The following is a 13,486-nucleotide window of genomic DNA, read 5'->3' on the forward strand; positions in this document are numbered from 1 at the left end:
AGACGGAGAGGGATCTCTGCTCTCGATGTCTCCGGCGTTCTTTCGGTTCGTATCCTCCTCTCCTCCTTTGCGTGCTTTGCGCTCATCGGTCCACTTGCGCTCTTCTCCGCTGTTCAGCTCAACCCGCCCCGCCCTCCGCCGGCGCGACCGGGCCGTCGCCGGAGAAGTGGAACCACTGCGTCGGGTGAGCCCGGACGAAGCGCTCCAGGGCGCCCATCATCTCGGCCGCCGCCGCGTCCCGTTCCTCCTCGGTCGCCCGGCGGGCGAGCCGGATCGGCGGCGCCACGACCGCCTCGTAATCGAGGAAGCCGAGGCGGTGCGTGAACACGGGCAAGATCGGCGCGCCGCTCATCGCGGCGAGCGCGATCGGCCCCTCGGGCGCTCGCCAGCGGCCGCCGAGGAAGGTGACCTCCCGGCTGCGCATCCCGGGCGGCACGCGATCGATCTGCATCGCGACGGCGCCTCCTCGCTGCAGGTGCTTGAGGAGCGGCAGGGCGTCCAGCGGCCCTTCGCCGATGTGGACCACCTGGACACCAGCGCGCTGCCGCGCCGCATCCTGGATCGCGCGCGCCTCGGCGTCCCGTTCCCGCTGCATCGCCAGCATGACGCCCGCCGGATGCACAACGCCGAGGATCTGGCCGGCGATGTCCCAGCCCCCGGTGTGCGCGGTGACGATGATGACCCCCCGGCCTGCCGCGGCGCACGCGTGGTAGTGCTCGACGCCCCGGGAGCGCCGCACCACCGTGTACCCGCGATCGCTCGCGAGCAGCAGCGCCTCGGTGATGCAGCTTCCGTAGGCGGCGAACACCGCGCTGCTGTCGAGCAGGTCGACGAGGCGCGACCGCGGCCCGCGAACGCGGCGGAGGTTCTCCTCGACGCGCCGGCGCAACTCGGGGAGCGCGGCCGCGAAGATCACGCCGAAGAGCGGAGGGCTATGGCGCACCAAGGGGTCCGGCCCGCGCGTGACACCCGCGGTGAGGGCGCGGCGCCAGAAGGCCGAATCATGTCGTAGACCGGAGAAGAGCGCTCCGCGCGGGCGAGGCATGAGGCAGCCTATTTACCGCAAACATAACGGCCAAGGGAGAGGCATCGAGCGCGGGCCCCGCGCCGCCGCGGCGAAGCCTGCCGAGGGCTCGTCACGAGACGCGCGGGCTGCAGGCTCCCAGAGCGCGTGCGTCCCCACCGAGGCATAACGCCCCGCTCGGATGAAACGACGTTCCAAGGCCATCGTCCCAACGTCGATTTCTCTCCTGCGCTCGTCCAAGGCGATTCTGCGAGCAGCCCAGTCCAGCACCACAGGAATCGAATCAGCGTCTCCAGGCGGATCCTTACCGAGAAAACAGGTTCATGGAGCTCAAAGTAGTCTGTTACAAGGCCCTTTGGTAAGGGGGGCCTTCGACATGAATATCCTGCTCGTCGATGACCAGAACGTCGTCCGGGAAGCGCTGGCGTACGCGCTGACGTCGCAGCCGGGGGTGAGCGAGGTCGTTCAGGCTGCAAGCGGGCAGGAGGCGCTCCGAGCGCAGGAGATCCACCGCTGTCAGGTGGCGGTGATCGAGCTCGGCCTCGCCGACCGCAGCGGCGTCGACCTCATCCGGGAGCTCAAGGGCATCGCGGAGCTCCGCGTCATCGTGCTCTCGATGCACCGCGATGAGTTCCGGGTCGCCGAGGCGATGCGGGCTGGAGCCGATGGATATCTGTCGAAGCAGAGCCGGCTCGCCGATCTCGTGGAGGCGCTGCGCACCGTCGTCCGGGGGCGCACGGCCGTATCGCCGGACGTGAGCGCCGCGATGGTGCGCGCGCTCCAGCGGCGCGACGGCGCCGCCCGCGGCGACATGGTGGCCGCGCTGAGCGACCGGGAGCGGCAGGTGCTCCGGCTGCTCGCGATGGGTCTCTCGGCGAAGGAGGTCGCCGTCCAGCTCTCGATCAGCGTGAAGACGGTCGAGACGCACCGGGCGCGGCTCTGCGCGAAGGTGGCGACGCACAGCGTGGCCGACCTGACCCGCCTCGCGGTGCGAGCGGGCCTCGTCGAGGCCTAGGATGCGGCGTCGCGCGGGGGCGCGTGGCGAGCTCTGGAAGCTCGCGCGCCGCCCTCACCGCGCGCGGCGTGCAGCGCGGCGCTGGCTCACGCCGCCGCGGTGGAAGCCCGCGGGGCGGCCCGGAGCGCCGGCAGCGTCTTTCCGATGAGCGCCGAGCCGATGGCGAACCCGGAGAGCGTGAGTCGCATGTGGAGCACGTCCAGCATGCCCTGGCGGTGGAGCAGGGTCAGCGTGCCGCGGACATCCCGGCGGCGAACGCGCAGCTTCTCGACCAGCGAATCGAGCGTCTCGGAGCGTCCTTCGCGTTGAGCCATGGCGAGCGCCTGCAGGAGAGTTGCGGCTAAAATTTTCTTGTCCATGAGAGCACCCTAGGAAGGGTTCACTTGAGGTGCCCAATTTTCGGTGACGATTTTTGTGCAGAATGTCGCTCGCAGCTTGGACGATGGACTCTCCGTACTCTGCTCATCCTGCGCCTGATACCCACCTCCCCGTATCGAGGGTTCGTCAGCGGTGGTGTCCAGGCCGCCGCTAGCAGAGGCGCGTCGCGTCACGTCGAAAAGATGCCGTCATTGGGTGCGAGCGCACCCGGTTGGGCGACCATTCGGCCAATCCATTGCCTCGGATGGCCCGGTGCGTCAGCGGGGCCCCGCGGAGCGCATGAAGATGCGCCCCGCTTTTTCAAGGAGCCGTGTAGGTCGCGCTGAGCTGATATGTGCTGGCCGCGAAGCCGTTCACCGAGAGGAAGGCCTGCGTCTGCCCCGCCGGGACCGTCAGATTGCAGGTCTCCGCGGCGCCGTCCAGATACGGACGGCAGTCGTACGAGGTCAGGGTCGGCGCGGCGCCGAACCTCACGTAGAGATCAGGGTCGCCGGTGCCCGTCATCACGAGCCGGAAGCTCGTGCCAGGAACCACCGAGAGGGGCCCGTGCGACGCCGATGCGCCCGCCGCGAGGCGACCGCTGAAGGTGGCCGACGTGGCCGTGCCGCCGCCGCCGCCGCTCGGTCGGGTATAGGTCACCGCCACGTTGCAGCTGGCCGCCGTGTACCCTCTTACCTTGACGTACGCCTTGGTTTGCCCTGTCGGCACGGTCAACGTGCAAGTCTCGGACGCCCCGGAGAGGTACGGGCGGCAGCTGTACGAGGCGGTCGTGGGCGCCGATCCGAACTTCACATAGAGGTCGGGATCGCCGGTGCCCGTCATCACCACGGTGAGGCCCGTCCCCGGAGTGACAGCGAAACCGGCGCTCGATCCGATGTCCACGAACGCACCAGCGTTGACGCTGCTGCTGAAGTTCTCGGTCACCGTCGCGCTGCCGCCGCCGCCTCCCCCGGCTCCGCCGCCGCCACCGCCGCCGCCGCCACCAGCGCCGCCGTTGCCGCCGGCTCCACCAGCGCCGCCGCTACCGCCGGCTCCACCAGCGCCGCCGCTACCGCCGGCTCCACCAGCGCCGCCGCTACCGCCGGCTCCACCAGCGCCGCCGCCTCCACCAGGCGGGCCGTAGAGCGCCTGGGCGCCCTGGATGTCTCTTGCCGTCAGCGCGAAGCCCCAGTCGCCGGTGCCGTTGCACTGGGGATAGTGCATGACGGAATCCGAGTCATACGTGGTCAACGCGCGCCACGCGTTGTCCTCGAAGCAGACGCCCGCCTCGGGGCGCGTGTGCTCGTGCCGGAAGCCGAGCGTGTGGCCAAGCTCGTGCCGCAGGGCTGCCTCGAGCGCGACGCCGGATCCGTCGAGCTCGTTGAAGTCGATGAGCACGTTCCGCACCGATCGCACATCGTTGGGGAAGAACGCCCGCGCGATGTACTCGCCGCCGGAGTTCGTCGGCCTCACGTCGAAGACGACGTTGCTGTTGCCAGCAGTGCAGCTCGCGTCCTGAGCGCTCTGGTAGACGTAATCGACGTCCGCGGCGCTCTCCCAGGAAGCCGTGGCGGAAGCCATGGCCGCCACGACGGCGGAATAGCGCGCGCCGAAGGTCGTGCTCACGCAGTAGGTGATGCTCTTCTTCTGGGCCGCCGACCAGACCACATCGCTGCCGCCGCTGCGTTGCACGATGAGGGCGCCATCGCGTACGTACGTCTCCCAGAACTCCCGGAGATGCTTGATGTCGGCGACGGGCGTGTCCCCATTGACAATGTAGACACCAGAGTCGGGCTCGCGGAACGCTGCCCTCTCGAACGCTTCGAAGCTTTCCTGGCTGCTGCCGACGTCCTCGACCGGCTCGTCCTCGAGCTCCGATACGCAGGCCGTAAGGGCGAATACACCCACGGTCATTATGCCAAGCTTGAAGCTGGCCGAGCCGCAGACACGCGATCTACGCGATCTCACAGAGCGCATTGAGAGCTCCTTCCGCTCGAAGAAATGATTCTTTGTTCCAGCGAAGAGTCGTTCGGCCGACCGGGAGGTTATATAACCTGATCTGAGCGGGGCAGGATCACCAAATCGTCATGAATCGATAAAAATGACGACGATACTCAAGCGTTGAAGCCAGCCAGCGCACCCGATGCGCATTTCACCTGGGTAAAATTTTTCATTTTCGCAGGAACCGGCTCCCTCGACGGCGCCGGCTGGCGATTGCGCTCGATTGTGTCCGGCCAGCGAGGCCCACCGCGCATGGCCGTCGGCGAGCGCCTTGGCGCTCCCGGACAGGCCCGGAAGCGCAGCCGCGGGTGGTTTTACAGCTTGCCCCTGACGTAGGCTCGCTGGATGGTCAGCTTGGGCGGACCGGCGGAGATCTCGAACGCTTCCGGACGGCCGTCCGGAGCGAGGCTGCCCACGAGGCGCATGGTCTTCAGAGAGACCGTGACGGCGCCCGATGCGTCGCGGAGGTACTGGACGTCGACAGGCTTCGTCGGATCGACGCTGGGCATGTATTCCTGCTGCTTCAGGTCGAAGGAACCTTTCTTCTTGAGGAGCCGGGCGAGCGCCGAGGCGGTGGCGACGGGCGACGCGAGCCACGCCTTGGCCGCCGGCGTGAACGTCCCTTGGACCTTCTTGCCCTCGACCTCTCCCGAGTACTCGTACTCGAAGTTCTTCCTCTGGGACAGCTCGATACGGTGGTTCGCCTTGCCTCCCGACGTCTCTATCCAGACGCCTTCCTTGATCTGCCCCTGAGGATCGATGAGCACGTTCGACGCCTCGTCCTCGATGTGCAGAGATTTGGGGTCACGCGGAAGGAAGGAGGCCGAGCGGGAGAGCCATCGCCGCTGGCCGGCGTCGTCCTTGAGCAGATCGCTCGTCTCGAAGCCGACAGGCACCTTGTCGAGGCGCAGGATCACGGTGTCCGTGTACTCGGGCTTCGGGGCGGCGCTCTTCGACTCGAACGAGTCGAAGAGCCCCTTGGCGAGCCGCTCGAACGTGCGGACATACCCGACCTCGTCATGCAGGCAGGCGATGGGGCGCGCCCTGTCCGCGTGCAGCGCGATCTTGAGCAGGCCGGCGGCCTTCCCGCCGGCGGTCGGGACGAGGTAGAGGGCCTGCACGAACACCGCGGGGCTCTCCCGGTGCACGCTCACCTCCCAGGGAACGACGCGAGCGACCTCCACCTTCGCAGGATCGAGCAGCTCGATGAAGTTCCTTATCACCTCGCCCGAGTCGAGCATCGTATTGTAGACGAAGCACTCGACATGGGTGTCCGTGCCGAGCGGGATGGAGATCGCGACGAGCTTCTCCTTCGGCTCGATCTTCGCCTCCCCTGCCCCGAACACGCGCGCCGACCAGTCCGCGGCGCGGAGCTCCCTGGCGGGCAGCTCGCCGGCCTCGCGGGCGAGCGCCTCCTCGATGTCGAAAGGCTCCTTCGCCGCGGGCGCGGTCGCGGGGCCCGGCGCAGGGGTCTCCGCGGGCGCCGCGCCGCTGGCACCGCCGCAGCCGGCGAGGAGCGCCATGGATAGCGCGACCAGGCCCGCGCCGCGCGCGCAGCCCGGAGAGCGGCCGCACGCGCGGCGAGGCCATGATGTCATGTTCGTTGAGCAGAGCCGGCCCCCATCGAGATGGGCCCCCTGGATCGCAAGCGCCATGTGAATCTCCTGCAATGCCGTCACCCCGGCCGCCCGGAAGCCTCGTCGTCGAGCCGGGCGCTGAAGGTGATGATGCAGTGCAACGAGAGCGGCAGCGGCATCGTGTTGTCAAGGCGCGACGCGCCAGCGCCGCAGCCCTTCGACGCCCCGCCTGAACGCCGCCGTCACAAGACCGTCAAGGTGGCCCCTCGGCCATCAAGGCGCAACCATGTCACCGCAAAATAACAACCCCACGAGAATCAACGGGTTCGTCGGAGCGGACAGAACGCAAGGGAGCCATCCGAGATGCCAGACGCTCGATCCTCAGCAGCGGCGGCCCCGCAGGTGAATCCTGACCTCAGCAGCGGCGGCCCCGCAGGTGAATCCTGAAAGGGCCACGGTGAGCTCTTGTGTTGCGCAATGATGACAGTCATCTCGCCGGCTCGTTCGATCAGCGAGAGAGAGAGATAGAAGACGATCCGAACGACCGGCCGCGTCCAATGAGCCTGTCACGGCGGAGCTCGCAGAGTGGGGCGACCAGACACGGCGGCGCGCACAGTGAGGCAATTTGCCACAGCGAGCCCTCGAGAGGACACGCTCGGCGACGCGACGGTCATCAATTGTCCGGCCTCGACGCATCGGCGGATTCGTCCGAGCTCCCCGCCTGGCACCCGCGTTGCAGCATGGCCCCCTGCGTCGCCGGCACCGCCGGCCTGATGTGGCCAAGCGGCAGGTAGCCACGGTCGTGGCGTGGCGTTCACGAGGCAATCCATCCGAGGAGTGATTCATGGGACAAACCAGCGAGAGCAAGCGAGGCTTCGCAGCGATGAACGCGGAGCAGCAGCGCCAGATCGCGAGTCAGGGCGGAAAGGCAGCTCATGAGAAGGGCACGGCGCATGAGTTCACGTCCGAGGAGGCGCGCGCAGCGGGCCGCAAGGGCGGCGAGGCTGTCAGTCAGAACCGCGAGCACATGGCCGAGATCGGGCGCAAGGGCGCCGAGGCGCGAAGTCAGGCGACGAACGGCGAGGGCAGGAGCCGGAAGGGCCGCGGCGGAGGCCATGAGCAACATGTGAAGGCGGACGAGCACCCCCAGCAGAACTGAGCCGTCCTGGCGCGCCGCTCGGGATCCCCCGAGGGCGCGAGGACCATGAAGAGCCGCCGAGGAACCACGAAAGGGATCTTCCTTTCACGGTTGCTCGGCGGTCCTTCTTGGCGCTGTCGACACGCGCGGCGCCGAAGCGCGCCCGCCGCGCCGTCAGCCGCCGCGCCCGCCGCGCCCTCGACGGTGGGTGATCGCCGGAACGCAGACGCCAGTAACCGGAATCGCTGGTTCACAGAGGGCCATTCCAGCCCCTGACCGATGGCTACTCCGGGCCGTCGTCGATCCCCGCTCCGTCCTCGAACATCGCCGGATCGTTGTCGTCGAGGTCGCTCTCGTCCGGCGCGCCGCCCTCCGCGGCGTGTGCGCCGCCCTCGGGTGCGCCGGGGGGCGACATCCGCCATCCGCCGGTCGGAGGCCCGGAGGGCCACGAGCGGAGCCCGGGCGGCGGCCTGAAGCCGTCGACCTCGTCCTCGGGTGCATCGAGGCCCGCCGCCGCCGCGCGGCGAGCCCAGTCGGGCGCGTTGGCAGGCGGAACGTGCCGCGGTCGCCAGCCGCCCCCCTCGGGCGTAATGGCCCGCTTGAGGTAGCCGTGCGCTCCGGAGGTGAAGCCCACGTCCGAAAGCGCGCGCGCGAGGGGGGAGCTGTGCGCAGGCTCGCCGTCGATCGTGGCCACGAGCACGGCGCGCCGCCGCCCCTCGTCGACGAGCGCCCCGAGCGCCGACGCGATGGCCCGGATCGCGTCGCCGCGCTCCGGCTCGGCCTCCGGCAGGAACGTGGTGAGGCTCCGCTCGGTGCGGCCCATCCAGGCGAGCAGCCGGCCGTCGTGCAGGATTACCAGGGCGCCCGCGGCCCGCTGCGGCCGGACCGGGCCACGGACGGCGCCCTCGGAGCCGCCGTCGACGGGCGCGGGGAGCTCGGGCCAGCGGACGGCGGCGCCCCAGGGGCTCGCCGGATCCGTGGCAGCGAGGACGAGCGTCCGCGGATCGTCGGACGGCTCGCGGCAGGCCCGGAGGCGATCGTCGGCGCCGGGCACCGCGAACTGCGCGGCGCCCAGCCCGGCGACGAAATAGCCGCGCCGCGCCTGACCGGCCTCCTCCATGGCGCGAAGCACGTCGTAGACGGCGGAGAAGCCGCCAGCGAGCCCCTCGACCGCCGCCGCCTCACGCGTGAGCACACCGTGGCGCTCGAGCAGCGCGCGGGCGAGCGCCGCGCGTCGCTCGGTCTCGCCGGGCGACGCGCCGCCGGCAGCGCCGGACGCGCCGGGGAACGACAGCAGCGACCAGCGCCCTTCGCTCCCCGGCGGGCCGATCCGGCGCGCCCGCAGCGCCGAGAGGCCGCGGCCGGCCGCAGCGCGGTCGCGGTCGCGCCGGCGGCCGCTCGATCCGGACGCGCGGCCGAGGGCGCGCAGCGGGGCGAGCGTGTCGTTCGTGACCTCGCCGGTCCACACGAGATCCCAGAGCGCGGCGAGCAGGTCCGCGCCGAAGGCGCCCGTCTCGCGCGACAGGTCGGAGAAGAAGAGCGCGCCGCGGCGGGCGAGCGCGGCGCGGATGCCCTCGGCGAGCGCCCCCTCGGCGCGGCCAGGCGGCGGGGCGAGGTACGGAAAGGCCTCGGCGAGGTAGAGCGCGACGCGGCCGTCGCCGTCGCCGACCGGCTCGACGCCGCGCCAGAGCACCTCGCCGGCCGCGCAGAGCGCGTCGAGATCGCCGGGCCGGTAGCCCTCGACGCGGGCGGGCAGGATCTCGGCCTCCAGGGCGGAGGCCGAGAGGGGCGCGCCCTGGAGCTGCTCGAGCGCCGCGAGCAGGCCGTCGAGGCCGCGCCGGCGGCGGTGCAGGCCGTGCCAGTCGGCGAGGAAGCGGGCATAGGCCTCCGGCGGGACCGGCTCGACCTCGGCGCGCAGCCGGGCCAGCGAGCGGCGCTTCAGCGAGCGCAGCACCTCGGCGTCGCAGAACTCCTGGCCGCGGCCGCCGGGGAGGAACTCGCCCTCGACCACGCGGCCTCGCTCGGCGAGGCGCGCGAGCGCGGCCAGCACCGGCGCAGGGCCGAGGCCGAAGCGCCGGGCCACGTCGTCGGCGCGGAAGGGCCCGTGCGTGCGCGCGTAGCGGGCGACGAGCTCGCCGAGCGGGTCGGCGACGGGCTCGAGGAACGCGATCGGGAGGCCGAGGGGCGGCACCACGCCGAGGGCGTCGCGCAGCCGGCCCGCGTCCTCGGCGGCGGCGACGCGGCGCTCGCCGCCGATCTGGACCTCGATGGCGCGTCGATCCCTGACGAGCTCGTCGATCCATGCGTCGGCGCGCTCGCGGGCCGCGTCGGGCGGGGCGTCCTGACCGACCGCGCGCCGGGCGATCTCGTCGCGCGTGAGGTCGCCGAGCGAGAGCAGGAGATCGTGCGCCTGGTCCTCGTGCTTGAGCGGCGCTCGGCCGTCGAGGCGCTGGAGCGCCGCCTCGAGGGCCAGCACGGCGTCCGCGTCGAACAGCTCGCGCAGCTCGGCCTCGCCGAGCAGCTCGCGCAGGCGGCTGTGATCGATGGTGAGCACCTGCGCCCTTCGCTCGGCGAGCGGCAGATCGCCCTCGTAGATGAAGTTGCCGGCGTAGGTGAAGAGCAGCGTGGCCGCGAACGGCGAGGGCGCGCGGACGTCGACCGTGACGACGCGGACCTTGCGGGCGGCGATCTGCCGGAGGAGATCCTCGAGCGCCGTGAGGTCGAAGACGTCGCGCAGGCACTCGCGGTAGGTCTCGAGCAGGATGGGGAACGAGCCGTAGCGCGACGCGACGGCGAGCAGGTCGGCGGCGCGCTTGCGCTGGGCCCAGAGCGGCGAGCGCTTGCCGGGGAACTTGCGCGGCAGGAGCAGCGCCCGGCCCGCGCACTCGCGGAAGCGCGAGGCGAAGAGGGCGGTGTCGCCGAGGGCGCGGACGAGCAGATCCTCCACCTGGTCGGCCTGCGGCAGGAGCAGCTTCGCGTCGGGGGGCGACTCCGACTCGGGCAGCCGCAGGACGATGCCGTCGTCGGTCCACACGGTGTCGACGGCGAGGCCGAGCTCGAGGCGGCACCGCTCGGCGATGCAGGTCGCGAGCGGCGCGTGGACGCGGCCGCCGAACGGCGAGAGGAGGCAGATGCGGTGGTCGCCGACCTCGTCGACGAACCGCTCGATCACGAGGGTGCGGTCGCTCGGGACGTCGCCCGTGGCCGCGGCCTGGTCGCGCACGTACCGGACGAGGTTCGAGGCCGCGCGCTCGTCGAGGCCGAGCTCGTCCGCGAGCGCGCGCTCGGCCTCGCCGTCGGGCAGCGCGGCGAGGCGCCGCGCGAGGGCGCCGATGGAGGCGCCCAGCTCGGCGTTGCGCCCGGCCTGGTCGCCGCGCCAGAACGGCATCTTGCCCGGCTCGCCCGGGGCGGGGACGACGAGGACGCGGTCGTGGGTGATGTCGGTGATGCGCCACGAGGAGGCGCCGAGGAGGAAGACCTCGCCCTCGCGGGCCTCGAAGACCATCTCCTCGTCGAGCTCCCCGACGCGCCGGCCGGGGCGCGCGGCGTCGCCGCCGGTGTCCAGGAAGACGCCGTAGAGGCCGCGGTCGGGGATGGTGCCGGCGTTGACGACGGCGAGGCGCTTCGCGCCCTTCCTGGCGCGCACGGCGCCGCCCACCCGGTCCCAGACGATGCGGGGCCGGAGCTCGGCGAACTCGTCGGAGGGGTAGCGGCCGGAGAGCATGTCGAGCACGCCCTCGAAGCTCGCGCGGGGCAGCTCGGCGAAGGGCGCCGCCCGGCGCACGAGCGAGAAGAGCGCGTCGACGTGGAGCGTGTCCATCGAGGCGATGGCGACGATCTGCTGGGCGAGGACGTCGAGCGGGTTCCTCGGGTACAGGGTCGCCTCGACCTTGCCTTCGCGCATGCGGGACGCGGCCGCGGCGCACGCGAGCAGGTCGCCGCGGTGCTTCGGGAAGACGACGCCGCGCGACGTGCCGGAGACCTCGTGCCCTGCGCGCCCGACGCGCTGGAGCCCGGCGGCGACCGAGGGCGGCGCCTCGAGCTGGATCACGAGGTCGACGGAGCCGAGGTCGAGGCCGAGCTCCAGCGACGAGGTCGCGACGATGCACGGTAGGAGGCCCGCCTTGAGCCGCTCCTCGATCTGCTGCCGCTGCTCGCGGGCGATCGATCCGTGGTGCGCGAGCGCGATCTCGGCGCCGGCGGTGTCGTTGAGCGCCGCGGCGAGGCGCTCGGCGAGGCGCCGGCTGTTCACGAAGATCATCGTGGTGCGGTGGGCGCGGACGAGCTCGACGAGGCGCGGGTGGATGCTCGGCCAGATCGAGCGCTGCGCCGGCTCGGCGGGCGCCCCCTTCGGGCCCTCGCCCGCGCGGGCGGCCTCGCCGAGCTTGGTCATGTCCTCGACGGGCACCTCGATGCGGAGCTCCAGGGCCTTGGGCGCGCTGGCGTCGACGAGGGTCACCGGCCGCGGCGCGAAGCGCCCGCCGGCGCCGTCGGTCTCGCCGCCGCCGAGCAGCCGCGCGACCTCGTCGAGCGGCCGCTGCGTGGCGGACAGGCCGATGCGCTGCATGGGCCGCGGCGCGGAGCGGAGCGCCTCGAGCCGCTCGAGGGAGAGGGCCAGGTGCGCCCCGCGCTTCGTCGCGACGAGCGCGTGGATCTCGTCGATGATGACGGTCTCGACGGCGCGCAGCCGGTCGCGCGCGGCGGCGGTGAGCAGGAGGTAGAGCGACTCCGGGGTGGTGATGAGGATGTCCGGCGGCTTCTTGGCGAGCCGCGCGCGGTCCTCGGGCTTTGTATCGCCGGAGCGCACGCCGACCTGGGGGACGCGGTAGGGCAGGCCGAGGCGCTCGGCCGCGGCGGCGATGCCGGCGAGCGGCGCGCGCAGGTTGCGTTCGACGTCGATCGCGAGGGCCTTGAGGGGCGATACGTAGACGACGCGGCAGCGCTCGGCGGCCTCGGGCTCGGGCGATGCCATGAGCCGGTCGATGGCCGCAAGGAACGCGGCGAGCGTCTTGCCCGAGCCGGTCGGCGCGAGCAGCAGGGTGGAGGCGCCGTCGAGGATGGGGGGGAAGCCATGCACCTGGGCGGGCGTGGGCGCGTCGAAAGCCGCGCGGAACCACGCCTGGGTGGCGGGGTGGAAGCGGTCGAGCGGATCGGGTGCGGGGGGGCGTCTCTTGGCCATCGGCGGCGCTTGCGCGGTCCCTGCCTGAGCGGGGATCGCTGGTATGCAAGAGCCATCCCTCGCGGAGGAAGGCGGCGCAACAGATCGTTCCAGCCGCGCCGGCGGGTGGGTCCACGCGGCGGGGGCGAGCGGGCGCTGGCCATCCGCCAAGGCGGGGACCTGGAGCTTACGCATGGAACACCGCCCGGCATGTCTCCCTTCGGGCCATGCCACCTGGGACGTCACGTTGCGCGCCACATAAGGCGCGCCTGAGACCTCTAGCCCCCTGGGGGCCTCATGGCACCTCGGTCGGTGCTCCAGCGCGCCCGCCCGCCCCCGCCGCGTGGACCCACCCGCCGGCGCTCACCCAAGGTTGAAGGGGACCCAGACGGCCACGACCGATCCGATGGACGCCCCCGGAGGGGTGCTTTTAAGGGGACCCAGACGGCCACGGCCGATCCCGATGGACGCCCCCGGAGGGGTGCTTTTAAGGGGATCCAGACGGCCACGGCCGATTCCGGCGGACGCCCCCGGAGGGGTGCTTCTCGGCGGCCCGCCGATCCGACCCTCGAACGCTCCGGCAGGCCGGACCAAATGCCAGATGGAAGGCAAAAAAAAACCTGCGCACAGAAATTCTCTGTGCGCAGGTTCGAAGAAACCCCGGCGGCGTCCTACTCTCCCACCAGGTTGCCCTGGCAGTACCATCGGCTCCAAGAAGCTTAACTTCCGAGTTCGGTATGGGATCGGGTGTGACCTTCTCGATATCACCACCGGAAACTTGCGGGCGCGTCCATTCCGGTCGGACGCTCGGCGGAGCCCGCTTCTCGCGGCGCCCAACGCCTTGCCAGCCGTGCTGGCGTGCTCGTCGCCCTGTCTTCAGGGACGACGGGATCGCTGCTTGCCCTGGGAGCAGCGACCAGCCGCAGTCTTGCGGCCAAAGAGCCTGCACGCCGATGTCAGCGCGCAGGCTCAGAAAAAAAATCCCGGCGGCGTCCTACTCTCCCACCAGGTTGCCCTGGCAGTACCATCGGCTCCAAGAAGCTTAACTTCCGAGTTCGGTATGGGATCGGGTGTGACCTTCTCGATATCACCACCGGAAACTTGTGGGTGCGTCCAATCGGAACCCGGCGGAGCCCGCTTCTCGCGGTGCTCTGTTCCATGTTTACGCCAGGCCAGCTGTGTCACGCTGCTCGTCACCCGAACTCCGGGCGCGACG

The 13,486-nt window shown here is 71.2% G+C and carries 7 protein-coding genes and 2 rRNA genes; 2 read left to right on the plus strand and 7 right to left on the minus strand.

The window, feature by feature from the left end; translation table 11 throughout:
* Nucleotides 1-118 precede the first annotated feature (118 nt).
* Complete coding sequence (locus tag WMF19_RS22715; protein ID WP_437330640.1) at nucleotides 119-1,045, minus strand: lysophospholipid acyltransferase family protein; 927 nt, start codon at nucleotides 1,043-1,045, stop codon at nucleotides 119-121.
* A 355-nt stretch (nucleotides 1,046-1,400) separates the two neighbouring features.
* On the opposite strand from WMF19_RS22715, the gene WMF19_RS22720 reads away from it, so the two are divergent.
* On the plus strand, nucleotides 1,401-2,039 hold the full coding sequence (locus WMF19_RS22720; protein ID WP_437900983.1) for a response regulator: 639 nt from the start codon (nucleotides 1,401-1,403) through the stop codon (nucleotides 2,037-2,039).
* A gap of 86 nt (nucleotides 2,040-2,125) precedes the next feature.
* On the opposite strand, the gene WMF19_RS22725 is transcribed toward WMF19_RS22720, so the two are convergent.
* The 3 genes from WMF19_RS22725 to WMF19_RS22735 form a co-directional block, all read right to left on the minus strand.
* Nucleotides 2,126-2,353 carry a hypothetical protein gene (locus WMF19_RS22725; RefSeq protein WP_272099868.1) on the minus strand — a complete coding sequence of 76 codons (228 nt, stop codon included), beginning with the start codon at nucleotides 2,351-2,353 and terminating at the stop codon, nucleotides 2,126-2,128.
* Nucleotides 2,354-2,717: 364 nt separating this feature from the next.
* Nucleotides 2,718-4,373: a pre-peptidase C-terminal domain-containing protein gene (locus WMF19_RS22730; protein WP_437900984.1), complete on the minus strand. Its 1,656-nt coding sequence runs from the start codon at nucleotides 4,371-4,373 to the stop codon at nucleotides 2,718-2,720.
* Between the two features lie 338 nt (nucleotides 4,374-4,711).
* Nucleotides 4,712-5,920, minus strand: a complete 1,209-nt coding sequence (locus WMF19_RS22735; RefSeq protein ID WP_437900985.1) for a hypothetical protein — start codon at nucleotides 5,918-5,920, stop codon at nucleotides 4,712-4,714.
* A gap of 898 nt (nucleotides 5,921-6,818) precedes the next feature.
* On the opposite strand from WMF19_RS22735, the gene WMF19_RS22740 reads away from it, so the two are divergent.
* Entirely contained in the window at nucleotides 6,819-7,133 is a 315-nt protein-coding gene (locus WMF19_RS22740; RefSeq protein ID WP_437900986.1) for a KGG domain-containing protein, read from the plus strand.
* Nucleotides 7,134-7,395: 262 nt separating this feature from the next.
* Here the strand turns inward: WMF19_RS22740 and WMF19_RS22745 are convergent, their stop codons facing one another.
* The 3 genes from WMF19_RS22745 to rrf (WMF19_RS22755) form a co-directional block, all read right to left on the minus strand.
* The gene (locus WMF19_RS22745; protein WP_437900987.1) at nucleotides 7,396-12,291 is read right to left on the minus strand and encodes an Lhr family helicase; all 4,896 of its coding nucleotides are present in this window, start codon (nucleotides 12,289-12,291) and stop codon (nucleotides 7,396-7,398) included.
* A gap of 637 nt (nucleotides 12,292-12,928) precedes the next feature.
* Nucleotides 12,929-13,045 (minus strand): 5S ribosomal RNA (gene rrf / locus WMF19_RS22750).
* Nucleotides 13,046-13,251: 206 nt separating this feature from the next.
* Nucleotides 13,252-13,368, minus strand: a 5S ribosomal RNA gene (rrf, locus tag WMF19_RS22755).
* Nucleotides 13,369-13,486 lie beyond the last annotated feature (118 nt).

It is taken from the genome of Sorangium sp. So ce124 (assembly GCF_051525235.1).
GTDB lineage: Bacteria > Myxococcota_A > Polyangia > Polyangiales > Polyangiaceae > Sorangium > Sorangium atrum.